This window comes from Paenibacillus sp. FSL R5-0701 (assembly GCF_037973995.1).
Lineage (GTDB): Bacteria > Bacillota > Bacilli > Paenibacillales > Paenibacillaceae > Paenibacillus.
Window position 1 is genome coordinate 4425795 of sequence record NZ_CP150230.1, and the last position, 19903, is coordinate 4445697.

A 19903-nucleotide genomic window follows, 5' to 3' on the forward strand; every position below is an offset into this window, starting at 1 on the left:
ATTCATTATTGGGTTTATGTTCATCTCCGGTCTCTCCTCTCTCAGTTTTTAGCGGCCGCTGGTGTGACAAAGTAGTCTGCATTCGCCAGTCTCAACGTGCTGTCCTTTTCTTTGGCAGGAAACATTGCTTCTGCTGTTCGAATCGCTTTGAGCAACGCTTTAGCTTTGTTAACCGTTTCCTCATATTCATTCTCAGGTACAGAATCCCATACGATTCCCGCTCCGGCCTGTACATAAGCTTTTCCTTTTTTGAAAATAATCGTACGAATCGTAATACAGGAGTCCATGTTACCCGAGAATCCGAGGTATCCGATTGCTCCTGCATAAGCACCCCGTGCCTCTTTCTCCAGTTCCGCGATAATTTCCATTGCACGCAGTTTCGGTGCTCCGGATACGGTACCCGCTGGCAAGCATGAGAGAAACGCATCGAAGAAATCCTTGTCTTCTCTAAGCTCGCCCGTAACGTTGGATACCATGTGCATAACGTGAGAATACCGTTCAATCTCCATGAACATGTCACACTTCACACTTCCGAAGCTGGATACCCGGCCCAGATCGTTACGCCCCAGATCAACCAGCATCAGATGCTCCGCGCGTTCCTTTTCATCCTGGAGCAGATCAGCAGCGAGTGCACGATCTTCCGCTTCTGTTGCCCCTCTTGGACGTGTACCTGCAATCGGTCGTGTCTCCACACGATTCCCGTCCACCTTGACCAGCGCTTCAGGCGATGTACCCACGATAATCTCATCATCCATTTTGAGGTAGTACATATAAGGTGACGGATTCAGGGTCCGAAGCACACGATACACGTGAAGCGGAGATACTTCCGTATCAATGTGGAAACGCTGGGATAATACCACTTGAAAAATATCACCTGCGCGAATGTAATCTTTGGCTTGCTCCACATTACCGATAAATTGCTCCTTCGTGAGGTTGGAGCGAATATCCCCCAGTTCCACGTCTCCCGGAATAGAACGCGGATTCAGGTTCTCCCCTGGTCCTTGCTGCTGCAAACGTTCTGCGGCCTGCTCCAGCTTCTCCGAAGTCACTGCATACGCTTGACGTATTTCGTCATCCGTTGCACCGTCCTTGACGTGTACATTACCAACGAGCAACATCTGCTGCTTCACATGGTCAAACACGATAATCTGGTCACAGAACATAAAACGAATGTCATCCATATTCAGGTCATCCAGCGCGTGAGCTGGAAGCTTCTCATAATAGGAGAGCAGATCATATCCGAAGAACCCAATTGCCCCACCTGTGAATGGTGGCAGTTCATCATCTTTGGGACTGCGATACTTACGCAGCAGTGCTTTCAGTTCTTCAATCGGTTTGCCTGGCAATTCACGGGTTTTCCCTGCTTCTTCTACAACGATCCGACCCTTCTTGGCCGAAATCATCAGGAACGGATCTGTACCGATGAACGAGTATCTCGCCCATTGGATACCGCCCTCTACACTTTCCAACAGGAATGCCCGGTCGTTGTCAGCATAACGGCGGAATATTCGGATCGGAGTCTCCATATCTGCCAGAATCCGTTTGACTACCGGAATCAGATTATACTCATTCGACATTTTCAGTACTTGATTAACGTTTGGCGTTATCATCAGATCACGTCCTTTCAGATTTAGGTAAGTTCAACTAAAGAGGTTTACACTGAGCACTCCAATGACAGAACAACCTTCCGATCGCTGTTATCCCCAGATTTTTTGATTCCCTTTCTAAAGGGAAAATCCGGGGATAGCGTATGCTTCCGATGTAGCTTTCTTTCAGAAAGCTTTTAGGCGAACGCTTCGCTTCTTCACGTTATTTCTGTTCTCTTCGTTTTTGTGTAAAAGTTTAGTTGAACTTATAGGGGGAGAAGAAACAACTCAATGTACAAAAAAAACCTCTACCATCAGGTAGAGGTTTGGTTATAAGCTGTATTTAACAGGGTGATGCTTCATAAATAACAAGTCCCTATACTTCGCTGTCGGATTATTCACAGGTGGCTGAATTGATGCATCTCACATCATCCAATTCGGGAAAATATATCAGTTATAACACGTCAACTACTCATTCCAATATTTCGTAAAATATAGGAGAGTGCATTGATTGTGTTTGTACCAAAATATATCAAAACAAAAGGTGTCTTATGACACGTTTGTTTTCCCTGTTCCTGTTACCTATTCCGTAGCACGACGTACCGTGAATCAGTTGACCGGTTTCTGTTGCCCCGGTTACCACCCACTGGACTCTGCTATATACTCCACTAGCTCAGCTGCTCTCAGCTCAATCTCTACTCTACTCAACTGGTTATCACTATACATCATTATGATCGGTTTGACAACCCACTACTTAAGAGCCAGAAGGTGTTGCCAAATCCGGACGTAATGCCTGTGCACCGTTCAGATACACATGGTTGATTTCATTCTGAGCTTTGTTTGTATTCACATGCACCATGAAACGAATGCACTGCGCCAAGGCACCTTTAACAGGAACCTCCAGTGCACACATTAGTGGTACAAGTTCCCAGCCATCCAGTTGGCGAATAGCTTTTGCCGGGAATGCAGCATCCAGATCCCCAGTTAACGTAATCCACACACTGCAGATATCTTCCGGTTGGATCTCATTGCGATCCACGATCTCCTGCAACAATACAGCCGTTTCCTTCAAAATCTGTTCTTCGTTGTTCTGCGTGACTGTTGTAGCCCCGCGAATTCCCCGTGTGACCATTGCTGTCATTCTCCCTTCCTGAGCGTTTCAATGACGTCCCGAACTGCCGACACAGGTACGTCCTTCACAATTCTTGCAGCCCCAATCCGATCAGGAATGATAAACACCATATGACCTTCACGGAACTTTTTGTCATGCATCATCGCTTCCATTAATGCATCCGTGTCGAGATGCGCAGGCATCGTTGTTGGAAGGCGAAGCGAACGCAGCATGCGGACCGTATCTTCATAGAGCCCTGCTGGCGCACCAAGCTTCTCACCAAGCAATGCTGATCCAGCCATACCGATCGAGATCGCTTCTCCGTGCAGGAATTCTCCATAACCGGCAATCGCTTCAATGGCATGACCAATCGTATGTCCCAAGTTCAATAACGCACGTTCTCCATTTTCACGTTCGTCTCTGGATACAATCTCTGCTTTAATACCACAACCACGCTCCAAGCCGTATCCCAATGCTTCCGGATTAAGCGCAAGCAGTTCTTCCGCATGTTCCTCACACCAATGTGCAAAAGCCTCATCACGGATCAGTCCGTGCTTCAGCATCTCTGACAACCCTGCCGATACATCTCGTGGTGGCAAGGATTGAAGTGTGTCCACATCATAGAGCACTAGCTCTGGCTGGTGGAACGCACCGATCATATTTTTGGCCAGCGGATGATTGACAGCTACTTTACCGCCCACACTGCTGTCATGCGCCAAAATCGTTGTAGGTACTTGAACAAACTTGATTCCACGCATATATGTAGCGGCAACAAAGCCAGCCAGATCACCTACGACCCCACCACCTAGGGCCAGAATCGCAGAACTCCGATCCAGTTTGCCTTCGATCGCAACGGTCATCATATCCTGGTACACCGAAAGGGATTTCGATGTTTCACCAGAGGGCACAACCGCCGATACGACTGTATAACCAGCCGTACGCAGCGTTTGCTCCAAACCTGACAAGTATTTGGGAGCCACATTTTCATCTGTAATGATGAGTAACGGACTTTTTTTGGTCAAGCCATATTGCTCAAAATATTGAGGGGCTTGTGCCAATAGGCCACTACCAATCAGAATCGGATATGAGCGTTCCTCCAACTGTACCGTCAGCTGACGCATATTAGTAATTCTCCAGTTGAGCGTTATAACTTGCAACATTGGCACGGATCTCTTCCATGGAATCCCCGCCGAATTTCTCCAGGAATGCTTTGGCAATTTCCCACGCTACAACATGCTCCATAACCACACTCGCTGCGGGTACAGCACAAGCGTCCGAGCGCTCAACCTGAGCCGTAAATGCTTCTTTTGTATCAATATCAACACTTTGCAGTGGCTTATACAACGTTGGGATCGGCTTCATCACACCACGTACAACGACTGGCATACCGTTCGTCATACCACCTTCGAATCCACCCAGACGGTTGGTTGCCCGGTGGTAGCCGCGCTCGTCCGTATGCATGATTTCATCATGCACCTGTGATCCCCGAATGACTCCGGCTTCGAATCCGATACCAATCTCTACACCTTTGAATGCATTAATGGACATTACGCCTTGAGCGATTCGTGCATCCAGCTTGCGATCGTATTGAACATAACTACCGAGACCAATAGGTACCCCTTCAACGATACATTCCACTATTCCTCCGATGGAATCGCCTTCTTGTTTAATCTGGTCGATGTAGGCTTCCATCTTCTTCTCTGTCTCAGCATCCGTAACACGTACAGAGGAAGCTTCTGTCACCGCGATCAGTTCATCAATCGGAAGGTCCTGATACGGAGCTTCGATCTCTCCAATGCGAAGTACACGTCCAGCTACCTTGATTCCGAATTCAGCCAGGAATTGACGTGCAATGGCACCACATGCCACACGTACCGTTGTCTCACGTGCACTGGAGCGCTCCAGTACGTTACGCAAGTCTTTGAGATTATACTTGAGTCCACCGTTCAGATCAGCGTGTCCGGGACGAGGACGGTGAACGCGACGTTTCTCCTCGTCACTGCCTTCAACCGGCTCAATATTCATAATATTCTGCCAATGTTTCCAGTCGTTATTTTGAACAACCAGCGCTACCGGAGCACCTGTTGTATATCCGTGACGGATACCACCAACGAAATTCGCCTGATCCTTCTCGATCTGCATCCGGCGTCCACGGCCATATCCCTTTTGGCGGCGGTGAAGCTGGAAATTCAGTTCTTCAAAGTCAATCGTCAAATTACTTGGCAATCCTTCAATAATAGCGGTCAATTGGGGTCCGTGCGTCTCCCCTGCGGTTAAATAGCGTAAACTCATAATACGTTCCCCCTTTAAACTGTTAAACTTCACATTGCTAAAATCCCATAATTTCTTTGCTTATTATAGTATAGCTGACCGTCTTTGACAAGAAAGTCGGCTCTTTCTTGTACTTGGTATACAAATAACCGCCTGAACACATGTACATGTGCTTCAGACGGCTGAACAACCATTATCATTATTTTTTCCGATAGAAGAATGTCTCTGCTGTCTCCAGACCATATTGTCCCGGGGAGAAGATCTGCTCCGTACTGCCCACAAACAAAATACCGCCTGGACGCAAACTTGCTGCAAATTTGTGGTACAACAGGTTTTTGGCTTCCTCGGTAAAATAGATCATGACATTTCGGCACACAATCAGATCGTACCCATCGTCAAAACGGTCCACCAGCAAATTTTGTTTCATGAACTTGATCGAATTTTTGAGTTGCTCATCAATACGGTATACCAAGCCATCCTGCTTGAAGTAACGGTTCGCCGTTTCCTTTGGCACATCCTTAAGCGAGCGTTCCATATAACGCCCTTCCTTGGCTTTGGCCAATGCACCTTCATCCAGATCACTTGCCGTAATGGAGCTGTCCTTCAAAATACCCATCGTGTCCAGAATCATGGCGAGTGTATAAGGTTCTTCACCTGTTGAACAGGCTGCACTCCAAACTTTAGCACGACGCTTGGAACCCAACAGCTCAGGCAGAATCTCGTCCCGCAGCACTTCCCAACGATTGGGATTACGCCAGAATTCCGACACGTTAATCGTCATACGATCAAGGAACTCGTAGAACAATGATTTATCTTTCTGCATAGCTTCAAAAAAGTTAGAAAATGTATGAAACCCGTTTTTGTTGCGAAGTGTGGTCAGCCTTCTTTTCATCTGGCCTTCCTTGTATTGAGCAAGATCAATGCCTGTGCTCTCTTTGATTTTACGAATGAATCCGGTGTAATCCGGGTCTAGTAGTTGTTCTTGCTCCAGCATCGTGTATCACCCTTTTGGCTAATAATTACAACCAGGCTGCGATGCTCTTGTCGTATACCACCAGTTCATCTGAAGCAAAGAAATTTGCTGCTTCACGGGAAGCACTTTCTGGTGAATCTGCCCCATGAATCAGATTATGTGGTGTGTGGCTGGCGAAGTCTCCGCGAATGGTACCCGGAGCTGCTTCCTTCACATTGGTTTTTCCGATGACGATGCGCGCAAGCGCCACAATATCGTCGCCTTCCCACACCATGGCAAATACAGGCCCAGATGTGATAAAACGAACCAAATCATCGAAAAATGGTTTGCCCTCATGTTCAGCATAATGGCGTTTTGCCTGATCCTCAGACATCTGCACCAATTTGCCTGCCACCAACTTAAATCCTTTGTCTTCCAGACGGCTAATAATTCGACCGATCAATCCACGCTGCACACCATCCGGCTTCACCATCAAAAATGTACGATCCATCAGCTCACTCCTCACTCACGGTTCAAAGTTAATCACTATGTAAACGCAATCCCTCTGATTGTAACATACATGTCCAAATCCTCCCAATGAGGAATATCACAGTTCTGTTCATCTTTGGGTGTGAGCAATCCGAGAGTTGAAGGTCATACAAAGTTTAATGCGTACGTTTAACCACAAAATGAGCGATATCACGCAGGTTTTTGGTCGTCTTGATGTTAGGTAGCTGATCGAGAGCATCGAGCGCTTTCTTCATATATCGGTCAGCAAGGGCTTCTGCTTTAGCAATTCCTTGACTTTGGCGAATCATTCCAATTGCATCCGATGCACTTGCCCGTCCTTCTTCATGCTGGACACGGGAAATCTCCTTAAGCAAAGGTTCCCGCAGATCGGATTCTTCCAAGGCATAAAGTACAGGAAGAGTGATATTCCCTTGCTTCATGTCACTGCCAGGTGGCTTGCCAAGTTGTTTCTCAGTACCTACCAGATCAAGTACATCATCTTGAATCTGGAAAGCCATCCCCACATTGTATCCGTACGTATACAGCAGGGAAGATACATGCTCAGGCGCACGTGTAGCCAATGCCCCTAACTGACAGCTAACCGCAATCAAAAGTGCTGTTTTGCGGCGAATCCGCAGCAGATAGTTACGAACACTTTGTCCCGTATTGAAAAAGTCGCGAATTTGCTCCATCTCACCAATGGACATCTGTACCATGGCTTTGGCAAGGATACGATGAATAGCTGGATCGGATAATCCGGCAGTCATTTCAAGTGCCTTACCGTAGATATAGTCTCCAGTGTACATGGCAATCCGATTATCCCATTTTGACTTCACCGTAGGTTTGCCTCGGCGTGTCTCCGCATTATCAATAACATCATCGTGAACGAGGGATGCCGAATGAATGAGCTCCAGCGGAACCGCAACCAGCTTCAGACGTTCAATGTCGTATGTACCAAATTTCCCGCCAAGTAACACAAAAACGGGCCGTAACCGTTTTCCTCCTGCTTTGAGCAAATGAAGTGACGTTTCACTCAGCAGCTTCTGTTCTCCTCGAACACTGCGATACAATTCTTTCTCAATGTAATCCATGTCCTTTTTTAACAACCCGAAAATATCCAATAGTTTCATTCGTTCACCCGTATCAGCGTATTGTCAGTCCATAAATTCATGCTTACCTTCCCCTCCAGCAAGTCGGGCCTGCAGGCATTACGAAAAACCCGGCTTACCGTTCTTGCTTGTGTTTTGCTATAAGGTAATCTAACTTGTTTTTCTTCTCCGAATGTCATAGCCGACAACCGGAAATTAAACTCTGCGACTTGTTCTGAAACAAAATACAGAAGTTGCCGGAGCATGGGTCAAGACTGTGGTTCATGAAGACTCACCATCAGCACTCACCAATACCCCGGGATTCGGGGGACAAATAAACCGAGCAACACTTTGGCAAAAAAAACAGCCTTGTATCGAACTCAGTCGTTATCCCCGTTCATCCGGTTCTCCCCATCTTGTAAACAGTTGATGTGGGATGCGCAAGCTATCCAGCACTTTTCCCACCAAAAACAGAATCAACTCATCCATAGTCTGAGGTTTGTAATAAAAAGCAGGCATAGCCGGTATCATTCGTACACCAAGCCGAGAAAGCTTCAGCATGTTCTCCAGATGGATTGCATGAAGAGGTGTCTCACGTGGTACGAGGATCAATGTTCTTCCCTCTTTCATCATAACATCGGCTGCGCGAGACATCAGATTATCCGATGATCCCTGCGCGATGGACGAAAGAGTTCCCATCGAACATGGCATGATAATCATGCCGTCTGCCAGATAAGAACCACTTGCAATGGAGGCCCCTATATCACTCACAGGATGATAGATCAGAGAACCGGCACGGTTGCCGAATTTTTCTTCCAGCACCGCGTCCCGATTCGTCACATCCCAGTCCAATTCTTCTTTCAATACACGCCACCCTGCATTGGATATGACCAGATGAATGGTATATTCCAAATCAAGCAGCGTTTCAATTAATCGAATGCCATATATGCTGCCACTCGCTCCGGTAATTCCGACAACCAGTCGTTTATTGTCCGGCTGCTGTACCATTTATTTCACCGCCAGATCAATCAGAGTGAACGTAAATACGATTAAACTAAGCAAACTGTTCATGGTAAAAAACGCCGTTTGAACACGGCTCATATCATTAGGCGATACAATATAGTGTTGATAGAACAGAATTCCATACGTTACCAACATGCCTGCTCCATACCACCAGCTCAGATCTGTCATCAATAATATCGCAAGAAAACCAATTGCAGTAATCACATGGAAGAACTTAGCGATCTGCAAGGATTTAACCAGGCCAAAACGGGAAGGTATGGAGTGAAGCCCCTCTCCCTGATCGAAATCCAGATCCTGACATGCATAGATAATATCAAAACCCGCTGTCCAGAACACAATCGTAACGTACAGCACAATCGCTGTCCAATCCATCGTTCCTGTTACAGCTACCCAGCCACCAAGTGGTGCCAAACCAATCGTCATTCCGAGAACAATGTGGCATAACCATGTGAATCGTTTGGTGTACGAATACAGTACTAACATAAACACAGCAATAGGCAACAGCTGCATCGATAATACATTAAGATTGGATGAGGCCCAGAATAACAATATAAATGAGATAATGACAAATATAACAACTTCCCCATTTTTCAACAGTCCTGCCGGGATGGCTCTCATCGCGGTACGCGGGTTTTTGCCATCAATCGCTTGGTCAATAATTCGGTTCAAACCAAAAGCCGCACTACGTGCGCCGACCATCGCAAGCAATACCCACATGATCTGCATCCAGCTTGGGAAGGTATCATTCACTACCATAGAGCCGAGAATGGCCCCCATAAATGCAAAAGGTAAAGCAAAAAGCGTGTGTTCAATCTTGATCATTTCTAAAAAGATGCGAATTTTCCTAAACATGCTGATTCTCCTTGGTTCCAATATGCAGTGCCGCTATACCTCCGGTCAGAGGGTAGGCCTGCACTTGTTGTAATCCAGTTTCTGCAAAGATGTCTGCCAGTTCCTGCCTTCCCGGAAAAATGGCCAGTGAGTCCGGCAGCCATTTGTACTGCTCAAAACTTTTAGCAAACACTTTGGCAAGATTCGGTAAAACCTTCTCAAAATAAAAATAATAAATGCCTTTGAACGGCTGCCATGTTGGCTTGGACAATTCCAGGCACACAACCATACCGCCCGGTTTGACCACACGTTTCATTTCAGACAACACTTGTCTGAGATCAGGTACATTACGCAGCCCGAACCCGATCGTCACATAATCAAATGAATTGTCTTCATAAGGAAGTGACATGGCATTTCCCTGTGTCAGGGTAATCTGCTTTTGACGCTGCACCGCATTGATCTTTGTCTGGCCGACCTCCAGCATGTTGCTACTGAAATCAAGTCCGTGCATGTGCCCCGTTTCACTTGCCTCTGCCATAGCAAGCGTCCAGTCACATGTGCCGCAGCACAAATCAAGACCGGTATCGCCTTTGGACATATTCATCTTTTTCATGGTGAATTTACGCCAAGCCTTATGCCTGCGGAAACTTAGAATATCATTCATGACATCATATTTTCCGGCTATACTCTGAAAAACCGAATGGACATATTCTTCTTTCGGTTTGGTCTCTCCGCTCCCCATTCGTCTGTCTCCCCCTCAATCTTCCCTTACTGCCGCATGTGAAGGCTGCAAATATGCCAGGTAAGGCTCTAGAATTGCATGTATCTCATGCAAACCCATCCGCCCTTCCTCGTCTTGCAACAACAGTTGAATGCGGTGTGTACACTCGCGAAGCTTGTCCAGCAAAACCTCGCCAACCCTATGCTTCAGCACCATAGCGTTCCATGCACGTGCATCCGGTTCAGACTGACGCAACACATTGCGTTCATCGTCATTACCATGCTCGTATATGTGCCAGTATGCATAGCTATGAAGATATTGTTTTGCGTCATTCATCCGCTTCAGTTCTTCCACGATCGTTTCGCAGGAGCTGAATTCAGTCAGCAGGCTGTTCCATAATGACTCTTCGTTATGTTGAATCATGCCTGTAAATGAAAGAAACAGCTGCATCCTCAGCTGTACCGTTTCACGCAAGTATTCATCAGCCGAAACGAGAAGCTTCTTCATCCGTTCATACAGCGTCATCTTGCGTGCGTTCACTCCGGATACAGCACCACTGAGTTTGCCAATCATTTCAATTCTGCCCGCTTGGGCAAGCAATTGATAAAAACGGCTACTTAAATAATCCCCGGCGAGTACATTCAACTGGCGTGAACGCATCTCCTGCTCTCTCCGCTCACCGGAAATGGTATCGATTCGATCATGCGTATCCATGGCCAACTGAACGAGCGAAGTTGCAAGAGCATATAACTCCTGATGCACCTTTTCGTCTGTGCGGCCCACAAATACCTGCAACAGACGTGCCCGGCTATCCGGAAATGATGGGATTTCCGTATGTTGTCGAATCATGTCGTAATCCGTATATTTCTTTGCTAGTTGGGGTACGCGATATGAATTCATTCTCAGCCTCCGAGCCTTAACATTGTTAAACCATTTCTGCACTACAATCTTATATATTATAGCATATGTTGAACGGGCACGCACTGAATCCTGCTATTCTATTCCCCCTGACTTGTCATTTCGAATTGCTTCTTCCAGAGTTCGGTCTCCATCAAATGAAACCAGTCCTTCAATTCATCTGAAAAGGCCGCACTTTTCCAGTTCCGTAATGTTTCAATCGCATACAGAGGCCACTCTCCACGCCGAATATCAGCAGCAAGCAACAGATGTCGTTTATGCATCCATTCATCTTCTGCCATCACACGCAGCAGCACCTGATCCACGTTATCCAGGCTCCGAAAGCCCAGATCCGCCACAGCTGCCATGTTCTCATAGATTTCAGTGTAACTTGTACCCGTTCCTTTAACTTTGAGGTCCAGCGTCAAAATGGACTGTTTCCATTCCACTCTTGCAATGGGCGTTGATAGTTGCATGGAACTTAGCACATCAACCAGATTGTCATTCGTTAGCTGAACTGGATGATGTGCTGCAGAGGCAGGCTGTACGTTGTCCCCACCCCATGTACGCATATGTAAGGTTTGTATCGCAACAAGCAGAAAGACCGCCGCAACCGTTGCCAGCATTGAAGCAGTAACAATCATCCGCGGTTTCATATACGCCTCCCTGCCTTTACCTGTTAGTGTAGTCTGTCCGGTAAAGGCTCATACCTCATTGTACAATGAAAAAAAGCAGGCTATGCCTGCAATCTTCATTTGAATATATTCAATCTGTACATTACTCCGATTCAATCTGTCCATGCTTGGTAATCAGCGTGGCTTTGCCCCGGATTTTAATAGCTGAAGTATGGGTGGTAAATTGGGCAAACATCACTTCACCCTTGTCCAATTTCTCGGTGTGGTGAAAACGTGTATCCTGACCTCGGGTTAATCCGATCACCTGGACACCATTTTCCTCTGCCTTAATTACAATATAATCATTGCCGGTTGGATGATCCATCACGCATGTCCCCTTCTTTCGTTCGATAGCGTTAATGATGATAAAGATTGTTTCATTTGTCAACCTGCGCCTTATTCGAATGAACCGTAAGAATCGGCTACCCTCGGGTCATACTACAGTTATACAGCCTCAGAAAGGAGAATCTGGATGAAGTACACCCCTGCCGCACTTACAGACGAGCATATTCATCAGTTAAAAGAAATCGAACAGCATCTGTCTGCAGCTGCTGGTGAAGAACTGATTCTGGTTGCTTATACCGGGCAACCGGAGAATCCTGAGCACTCGGATAGCCGCAAGAATCATCGTTAAAGGGCAAAAGAAAAGGCCGTGAACAAGTCACGGTCTTTTTGTCGACATATGGAATATGTAGAAATCTTATTTAATTCCGTCTTTGAGCGCTTTACCTGGTTTGAATGCAGGAATTTTGCTCGCAGGAATTTCGATTTCTTCACCTGTTTGCGGGTTGCGTCCTTTACGTGCAGAGCGCTCGCGAACTTCGAAGTTCCCAAAACCAACCAATTGTACTTTATCTCCGCTTTGAAGAGCCTCAGAGATTGCTTCGAATACGGCATCAACCGCTTTCGTTACATCTTTCTTGGACAATTCAGTCGCTTCAGATACGTGTGTAATCAAGTCTGATTTGTTCATTTGTTTTTCACCTCCTGTATCAATGTCCTGAATGTTATACTGTGTTTCCGTTTTATAGCGAAATATACGTTCATACGCAAAAAATCTACGTACATCTTGAGCGCTGAACACAAATCTCCGCCTGCGGTCAACAGTCATTTTCGGCAGAATGTCGTCTGAAACCACGGGCATTTCAGACGCCGAACAAATTTCATACTAATACAGACAGCCCACAATTTCAAGTCCGGTTGCGGTTTAAGACGTAAAATGTAACCGCCAGGGCAAGCACGAGAACCCCACCTTTTACAATATCATGTGTGAAATACTGTACGTTCATCATCGTTAAACCATTCACAAGTACACCAATCAGAACCGAACCAATGAAGGTTCCGATGACATTTGGTTTACCCGCACCAAACACAGAGAAACCGACAAATACTGCAGCTACGGATTCCATTAACAACGGAGATCCCGCATCAATTTGCCCAGATCCTACTTTGGAAGCATAGATAATACCCCCGATTGCTGCAAACACTCCAGCGGCTACATAGGCGAGTGTACGCACCTTTTTCACCTTGATTCCAGACAACCGTGCAGCTTCCTCATTACCACCGGTAATGTACATCTGGCGACCATATTTCGTATACGTCAAAAAGATATGCACACCTATTACCGCAATAAGTAGCATGATAACCGATATCGGCATACCAAGCCATTTGCCCTGCCCTATTAGCAGAAATGTCGGGTCCATCTCTCCCGCAGCTTTGCTTCCATCAGGGAACTGCATGTGATTGTAAATGGTATATCCCTGTGCATACGTTTTGTGAATACCTCCGATGATGTACATCGTGGCAAGGGTTGCGAGCAAATCCGGAATACGCAATTTTACGATCAGCAAAGCGTTCAGTAAACCAATAACAGCTCCGATAATCAATGGCACGATAATGACGATTGCGAGCGGTTGCTGATACCAGATCATTAATGAAGCCGTAACGACGGTAGTTAATGAGACAGTCGCCCCAACCGAGAGATCAAATCCATCAACAATGAGAGATAACGTAACACCGATCGCTACAAACGTAACGATCGAGATCGAGCCCAAAATATCGGTCAAGTTACTGTACGTAAAGAAATAAGGCAATTTAATACCGAAAAATGCGATAACACCTATGATGACAATAATCGCCCCGTAACGGAACGCAAAATCCAGTGATTTATCCTTCATGATTGCACCTCTTGTCCACCGCTTGCATAGTATAGCAGCTGTTCTTGGTTAGTCTCGCCTCGTTTGAACTCTTTTACGATAACACCCTCGCACATGACAGCGATTCGGTCGCCAATTCCCATGCCTTCATCCAGTTCACAGGTGAAATAGATTACACCCTTGCCCGCCAAAGCCAGTTCATTGATGATGCGGAAAATGTCGCTTTTCGCCCCTATATCTACACCTTTGGTTGGCTCATCAAATATAAATACATCCGCATCCGCATTAAGCCATTTACCAATGGCTACCTTCTGCTGATTACCACCACTTAGATATTTCACTTCCTGTTTCACGGACGATGTTTTAATTCCAAGCTGTTTCACCAATGACTCTGCATTCAGTCGTTCCCGCTTGCGGCTTACAAAACCCAATGTACTAAGACGGCTTAGCAAAGGTAGACTTAAATTCCGTTCCACGTTCTCCTGAATCAGGATTCCTTGTTTACGTCGCTCCTCGGGTACCGAAACAATCCCCAGAGCCGCCGCATCCGCAGGCTGAGACAGGCGGAGATTACGGTTATTAAGCCGGATCTCGCCTCCCTCCAGCCGATCTGCACCAATCAGCAAACGAGAGCTTTCCGTTTTACCCGCGCCTACCAGACCTACCACAGCTAGGACTTCACCTCGGCGTACAGAGAGGTCAACACCTTTGACTTTCACTCCACGACGAAGCCCACGTGCCTCTAACAACAGCTCCCCCACGGGCGCTTCCGTCTTCGGAAACTCTTCTTCGAATGGTTTGCCCAGCATCTGTGTAACCAAATCGTTGATCGTCAGACCCTTTGCTTCACCGGTAAATACATGCTGCCCATCTCTCATAACCGTAACGCGATCACAGTGACCCGTCACTTCAGCAAGACGATGGGTAATGAAAATACAAGCTACGCCCCGATCCTTCAGGAGATGAACAATCCGGAAAAATGCATCCGTCTCTTCCTGGCTCAGCGGTGCGGTAGGTTCATCAAAAATGATGACTTTGGCATCCTGGATCAAAATCCGTGCCAGCAAAATCATCTGTTTTTCTGCAAGTGTCAGATCGGCCACTTTTTGGTGAACGGATATGTCTGCTCCTAATTGCTTCAACGCCTCAACCGCACGCTGTTGCAGTTTTCGTGGACTTTTCCACCAACCCCCGGCAGATGAAGCCAACTGATCCAACATAATGTTCTCCGCAGCCGTCAGCTGTGGCACCAGTGCTGCATCCACTTCCTGATAGACACAGTGAATCCCACTTGCCTTTGCGTCTCCTGGAGAACTTAAATGTAGCGCTTGTCCACTCAACTGAATCGTACCCTGATCCAATGGATAGGCACCGGACAAAATTTTCATTAACGTGCTCTTACCGGCACCATTGGCACCCAACAGCGCATGAATCTCCCCACCTTTTACAGAGAAATCCACATCCTTCAGTGCAGGAATACCTGAAAACTGCTTGTGGATATGTTCCATTTGAAGCAGAATCGGTGCAGTGCTCATGATGTTAACCTCCAATCGTTCCCTTCCGGGAGCATCCCTTTTTTCATCCAGACCACACATATCTTCATTTATGTTTGAAAAAGCGCGCCTTGCGGCGCGCTTCCCATACGCTGCTTATTTAGCAGTAATTCCGTATTCGCTCATCCAGTCCTTGATTCCTTGTGTGCTGCCACCCCAACCTTCAACGAACTCTGACAGCTCCGAAGTGGAGATTTGTTTATCTGGAAGAGCTTCACGTTGAACATAGACCGGGTTAAGAACAACTGCATCTTCCGTCTCGTCCCCGTTCAGTTTTTGATAAGCATAACGTACCTGGACGCGTCCAATATCCGTTGGATCAACAGCAGCAGAAGCAACCCAAGGATTTTTCGGGTCCTGAATCATTTGCAGGTCCTCGTCACTCATATCGATACCATACACTTTGATCTCATCACGTCCAGCTTGTTGAATCGCACGCGCTGCACCTTTGGCGAACTCATCCCATGCAGTCCATACAGCTGTAATCTCACCTTTTGGATATTGCTTGAGAATAGCTTCCATTTTGGCTTGAGTATCCAGCGCCGGGTTCTGTGCAGAACCGAATGTCGCTATTTCCTTGATGTCCGGATTTGCTTTCATGAATTCACCGTATGCGATCTGACGGCGTTCCATCGGTGCGAAACCAGCTACCCATACTTTGACAATATTGCCTTGTCCATTGATATCTTTTTTCATTTGCTCCAGCGTCAGTTCAGCCATCTTCTGATCATCCTGCGACAGGACTGTAGCTCCCGGAACACTAATAGCTGCGTCAAACACGACCACTGGAATATTCTGTTCTACTGCCTTCTTCACACCTGGCTCTAATAGGGAATCACCGTGATCTGTGAGAATGGCATCAAATTTCTGGTTAATAGCGCTATCAAGCAAGGATACCATCTTTGCTTTGTCATTATCGGCAACAAACGTTGTCAGTTCTCCACCGAATTTTTCGATTTCTTCTTTTACACCCTGTACATATTGCTGCGAGAAAGTACCTGTATTGAATTCCATAATAAGTGCGATCCGTTTGCCACTTAGAGGGCCTGTAACTGCTTCCGTTTTTGGTGTATCATCTGATGCACCCGAAGCCGGAGTGGCTGCCGGTTCTTTCTTGATTCCGCAAGCGGACAACGCCAATGTAAATACTAATAACACACTCAACCATACCCATTTTGTCTCTTTTCTTTTCATCTCTGTATCCCCCTGTCCACTCTCTGTGATCTCGATCACAATAGTTGAATATTAATATAACGGCTAATCCCTAGTATGTAAATGGGTTTTAGCAATTTAAAGCTAAAACTCGCTAAGTTTTTTCGAAAGTACTATTCTTCCTATCCATTTCATCCAAAATAAAGAAATCACATAAAAAAGACCGCGAGGGGATGCCCCCTTACGGTCTTTTGATGTTTTACAGAATGATGGCGATCAAGCCGCCCGAACCTTCGTTAATGATTCTTCCCAGCGTCTCTTGCAATTTGTACCTTGCATTATCCGGCATCATGGCAATCTTGCCCTGAATCCCTTCTCGCACAATGGAGTGCAGGGAACGACCGAACATGTCTGAATCCCATACCTTGATCGGATCGTTCTCGAAGTCCTGCATCAGGTATCTCACCAGTTCCTCACTCTGCTTCTCTGTGCCGATGATTGGAGCGAACTCCGATTCCACATCAACCCGGATCATGTGAATGGACGGTGCCGTTGCTTTCAGCCGTACGCCAAATTTGGTGCCCTGACGAATGAGCTCAGGTTCATCCAGAGCCATCTCGGCAAGAGATGGAGCAGCAATGCCGTATCCGGTCGTTTTGACCATCTCCAGCGCTTCTGCAAAGCGGTCATATTCTCTCTTCGCATGCGAGAATTCCTGCATCAATTGCAGCAGATGATCCTTACCGCGAATCTCGATGCCAACCACTTCCACGAGAATCTGATCATACAGTTCATCCGGCGCATACAGGTCAATTTCGGCTACACCCTGCCCCATATTCATGCCACTCAGACCTGCGCGATCAATGAATTCATATTCCATGAACTGTGCGACAACCCGATCCACGTCACGAAGTCTGCGAATATCCTTGACGGTATCCCGTACGGAATTTTCGTAGTTGCTCCGCAGCCAGTGAGTCTCGTTGAGCACCATAACCCAGCTTGGCAAGTTTACATTCACTTCATGCACAGGGAACTCATAGAGCACTTCACGAAGTACACCCGTCACATCATCTTCCGTCATGGTCGCTGCACTGAGTGTCATCACCGGAATGTCGTACTTGGCAGCAAGCTCACTCCGCAATTGCAGGGCTTCTTCACTGCGAGGACGAGTGGAGTTGATGACCAGGACAAACGGTTTACCCACTTCTTTTAATTCCGCAATGACCCGTTCTTCAGATTCCACATAGGAACTGCGGGCAATTTCGGCGATTGTGCCGTCTGTTGTTACCACAACACCCAGTGTAGAATGCTCCTGAATGACTTTGCGAGTACCAATCTCGGCGGCTTCCTGGAATGGAATTGGTTCCTCGAACCAAGGCGTGGAGATCATGCGTGGACCATTCTCATCCTCGTATCCCTTGGCTCCTTCCACCGCGTAACCTACACAATCCACAAGACGCACATTGACATCGAGTCCTTCTGCCACCTTGATCTGGACTGCGTTATTTGGTACGAATTTTGGTTCGGTAGTCATGATGGTTTTACCTGCTGCACTCTGTGGAAGTTCATCCACCGCTCGAGCACGGTCAGCCTCGTTAGTGATGTTTGGCAACACGATGGTTTCCATGAATCGTTTAATAAATGTTGATTTTCCCGTCCGGACTGCGCCGACAACCCCGAGATAAATATCCCCTCCGGTCCGCTCAGCTATGTCCTTAAAAATGTCCACTTTCTCCAATGAAATCCCCTCCCTAAATTACTCCGAAGGAAAAATGCTAAAGAGCATCCGCTTCGTTTTTTCAATCAGAAGACTGAAATCCCTGCAACGGTAGAGCCGCCTTTGTGAGTGCCCGGAAGTCGTCCGCCGCCGAACGTTGCATTCTGATGAAACCGGCGAGAGCGGCGTTAACTCGTACATGCAATTGGACTAGTATCATCTTATGTATCCGTATGCGGCAATATGACGCGTATTTTTGTTTTTTTATCTTATGGTGATGACATTAGGAGAATCCCCCGATCTCGGACTGCGCGTCTTTATTTCAATCTACTTTATGTGATCCGTGAAGCTTTTATGACGGTTATTGCTCATACTGACAAAGAAAAAAGAGATATCCCTTATTTGGAATATCTCTTTTTGAACCATTAGAGGCATGGTCGTCATACAGCTAAACCATTTGAATTGCAATCATGCTTATTTTATTGGCTGGGCAACCGGCGCATTATTTTGCCATGCGTAGAAAACGGATTTTACAGGTACGAAGTAGGAGTGTTCCACCAGCAAATCCCGAACATCTTCAGTCTCTGCTGGAGACACGTCAGACTTGTCCACTGCCTGCATAATATCAAAAGCGTAATCCACATAGACCTTGCCTTCGTCATCCATCATAAAAGGTAACGCCTGACCTGAATATACACTATTCAGCGTAATGGAAGGAGTACCTGCCTGAGCAGCCAGCTCCATATCCACAGCATATAACCCCGGATACAGTTCTTCCCCGCTTGGCAGCTTATTGTTATGTACAGACTTATATTGATTAACCATTCGTTGCACATCGTTTACTTTCTGTACGGTCAGAAGGTCCATCACTTTAACGGTCGGATTCACTTCTTCGTCCTGAATAAGGAAGTAAGCGCTCCCACCGCTTTCAAAAGCAGTCCCCGGTATTTCATCCAGATACCCCAGTTGTTTCAACTTGGGCAGATCCACTCTGAACTTTTCATATTTTGGCGTATCCATATCTGCATTGATGATTGGCAAAATCCCCTCATCTTGCTGGAATGCCTCGACCGCACTCTGGATACGGCTCACGCTTTCCCGATACGCTATCTTAGGGTCCGAATTGCTCTGGGATGGATACATACAACCACTTGCTGTAAAAGCAAACAACAGGAATAACAGCAGACCGACCGTCTGATGTCTCAGACGCTGCCGTCCGCTTCCTTCCACACATTTTGGCTTGTTCCTAATCATTCGTGTCCTCCTTGAATAACTCATTAGAGAATCCATTTCATAACGCTCAGAACCAGTCGTCTTCCTGTTGTTGACGTTCCAGTTGTTTCCGAATGGCTGCCTTCAGCGGGTCCTCTGGAACATGAACCGATAGAGTTCCACACACCTTGGCCTGACAGGACAGTCGTGTACCTGCTTCCAACAGAGAACCCAGCTTGCGCTTTTCTGCATCTGTTGGTGGATACAGTTCCGCCCGATGTTCTTCATCTACGTTCACTTTGCACATCAGGCAAGCCGCTTTACCATCACATCGGGTCGTAATCTGGACTCCAGCACGTCGTGCTGCATGCAGAAGTGTCACCCCTGGTTTGAGCGCTATCGATTTGTTCATAGGTAAAAAAGTAACTTTATAGTCCATCATTTTCCTC

Annotated in this window: 21 protein-coding genes; 1 reads left to right on the plus strand and 20 read right to left on the minus strand. The window is 46.7% G+C overall.

Annotation, left to right across the window (positions count from 1 at the left end):
- Positions 1-41 precede the first annotated feature (41 nt).
- The 13 genes from trpE to mtrB all read right to left on the minus strand — a co-directional run bounded on the left by trpE (position 42) and on the right by mtrB (position 11989).
- Positions 42-1610, minus strand: a complete 1569-nt coding sequence (gene trpE, locus MKZ13_RS19420) for an anthranilate synthase component I (protein WP_036607674.1) — start codon at positions 1608-1610, stop codon at positions 42-44.
- Positions 1611-2340: 730 nt separating this feature from the next.
- Complete coding sequence (gene aroH, locus MKZ13_RS19425) at positions 2341-2718, minus strand: chorismate mutase (protein ID WP_036607677.1); 378 nt, start codon at positions 2716-2718, stop codon at positions 2341-2343.
- Between the two features lie 5 nt (positions 2719-2723).
- Positions 2724-3818: a 3-dehydroquinate synthase gene (aroB, locus tag MKZ13_RS19430; RefSeq protein WP_127549783.1), complete on the minus strand. Its 1095-nt coding sequence runs from the start codon at positions 3816-3818 to the stop codon at positions 2724-2726.
- Position 3819: 1 nt separating this feature from the next.
- Entirely contained in the window at positions 3820-4989 is a 1170-nt protein-coding gene (aroC, locus tag MKZ13_RS19435) for a chorismate synthase (protein ID WP_339177504.1), read from the minus strand.
- Positions 4990-5167: 178 nt separating this feature from the next.
- Entirely contained in the window at positions 5168-5962 is a 795-nt protein-coding gene (locus tag MKZ13_RS19440) for a protein-glutamate O-methyltransferase CheR (protein ID WP_047843560.1), read from the minus strand.
- Positions 5963-5987: 25 nt separating this feature from the next.
- Positions 5988-6431 (minus strand): nucleoside-diphosphate kinase, encoded by a 444-nt coding sequence (ndk, locus tag MKZ13_RS19445; RefSeq protein WP_017687704.1) that lies wholly within the window; start codon positions 6429-6431, stop codon positions 5988-5990.
- A 154-nt stretch (positions 6432-6585) separates the two neighbouring features.
- A complete protein-coding gene (locus MKZ13_RS19450; protein WP_017687703.1) occupies positions 6586-7560 on the minus strand; it encodes a polyprenyl synthetase family protein in 975 nt (324 codons plus the stop codon).
- Between the two features lie 345 nt (positions 7561-7905).
- On the minus strand, positions 7906-8526 hold the full coding sequence (locus tag MKZ13_RS19455) for a flavin prenyltransferase UbiX (RefSeq protein WP_237174702.1): 621 nt from the start codon (positions 8524-8526) through the stop codon (positions 7906-7908).
- A complete protein-coding gene (locus MKZ13_RS19460; protein ID WP_339177509.1) occupies positions 8527-9393 on the minus strand; it encodes a UbiA-like polyprenyltransferase in 867 nt (288 codons plus the stop codon).
- Positions 9386-10114 carry a demethylmenaquinone methyltransferase gene (locus MKZ13_RS19465; RefSeq protein ID WP_017687700.1) on the minus strand — a complete coding sequence of 243 codons (729 nt, stop codon included), beginning with the start codon at positions 10112-10114 and terminating at the stop codon, positions 9386-9388. Before MKZ13_RS19465 ends, MKZ13_RS19460 begins: the two co-directional genes overlap by 8 nt.
- 15 nt (positions 10115-10129) lie before the next feature.
- Positions 10130-10993, minus strand: coding sequence for a heptaprenyl diphosphate synthase component 1 (locus MKZ13_RS19470; RefSeq protein WP_076209916.1), 864 nt, complete (start codon positions 10991-10993; stop codon positions 10130-10132).
- A gap of 98 nt (positions 10994-11091) precedes the next feature.
- Complete coding sequence (locus MKZ13_RS19475; protein WP_339177513.1) at positions 11092-11646, minus strand: hypothetical protein; 555 nt, start codon at positions 11644-11646, stop codon at positions 11092-11094.
- 121 nt (positions 11647-11767) lie between these two features.
- Positions 11768-11989: a trp RNA-binding attenuation protein MtrB gene (gene mtrB / locus MKZ13_RS19480; protein WP_017687697.1), complete on the minus strand. Its 222-nt coding sequence runs from the start codon at positions 11987-11989 to the stop codon at positions 11768-11770.
- Between the two features lie 147 nt (positions 11990-12136).
- Here mtrB and MKZ13_RS19485 point away from each other — a divergent pair, with 147 nt between their 5' ends.
- Entirely contained in the window at positions 12137-12298 is a 162-nt protein-coding gene (locus tag MKZ13_RS19485; RefSeq protein WP_237174699.1) for a hypothetical protein, read from the plus strand.
- A 66-nt stretch (positions 12299-12364) separates the two neighbouring features.
- Here MKZ13_RS19485 and MKZ13_RS19490 read toward each other — a convergent pair whose 3' ends face one another.
- The 7 genes from MKZ13_RS19490 to MKZ13_RS19520 all read right to left on the minus strand — a co-directional run bounded on the left by MKZ13_RS19490 (position 12365) and on the right by MKZ13_RS19520 (position 19893).
- Positions 12365-12637 carry an HU family DNA-binding protein gene (locus MKZ13_RS19490; RefSeq protein ID WP_024630670.1) on the minus strand — a complete coding sequence of 91 codons (273 nt, stop codon included), beginning with the start codon at positions 12635-12637 and terminating at the stop codon, positions 12365-12367.
- Between the two features lie 217 nt (positions 12638-12854).
- Positions 12855-13841, minus strand: coding sequence for an ABC transporter permease (locus MKZ13_RS19495; RefSeq protein ID WP_017687695.1), 987 nt, complete (start codon positions 13839-13841; stop codon positions 12855-12857).
- Positions 13838-15355, minus strand: a complete 1518-nt coding sequence (locus MKZ13_RS19500) for a sugar ABC transporter ATP-binding protein (RefSeq protein WP_237174698.1) — start codon at positions 15353-15355, stop codon at positions 13838-13840. Before MKZ13_RS19500 ends, MKZ13_RS19495 begins: the two co-directional genes overlap by 4 nt.
- A gap of 114 nt (positions 15356-15469) precedes the next feature.
- Entirely contained in the window at positions 15470-16567 is a 1098-nt protein-coding gene (locus tag MKZ13_RS19505) for a sugar ABC transporter substrate-binding protein (protein WP_036672016.1), read from the minus strand.
- A gap of 217 nt (positions 16568-16784) precedes the next feature.
- A complete protein-coding gene (gene spoIVA / locus MKZ13_RS19510; protein WP_105409092.1) occupies positions 16785-18263 on the minus strand; it encodes a stage IV sporulation protein A in 1479 nt (492 codons plus the stop codon).
- Between the two features lie 453 nt (positions 18264-18716).
- Positions 18717-19496, minus strand: coding sequence for a hypothetical protein (locus MKZ13_RS19515; protein ID WP_339177516.1), 780 nt, complete (start codon positions 19494-19496; stop codon positions 18717-18719).
- Between the two features lie 46 nt (positions 19497-19542).
- Complete coding sequence (locus MKZ13_RS19520; protein ID WP_237175726.1) at positions 19543-19893, minus strand: 2Fe-2S iron-sulfur cluster-binding protein; 351 nt, start codon at positions 19891-19893, stop codon at positions 19543-19545.
- Positions 19894-19903 lie beyond the last annotated feature (10 nt).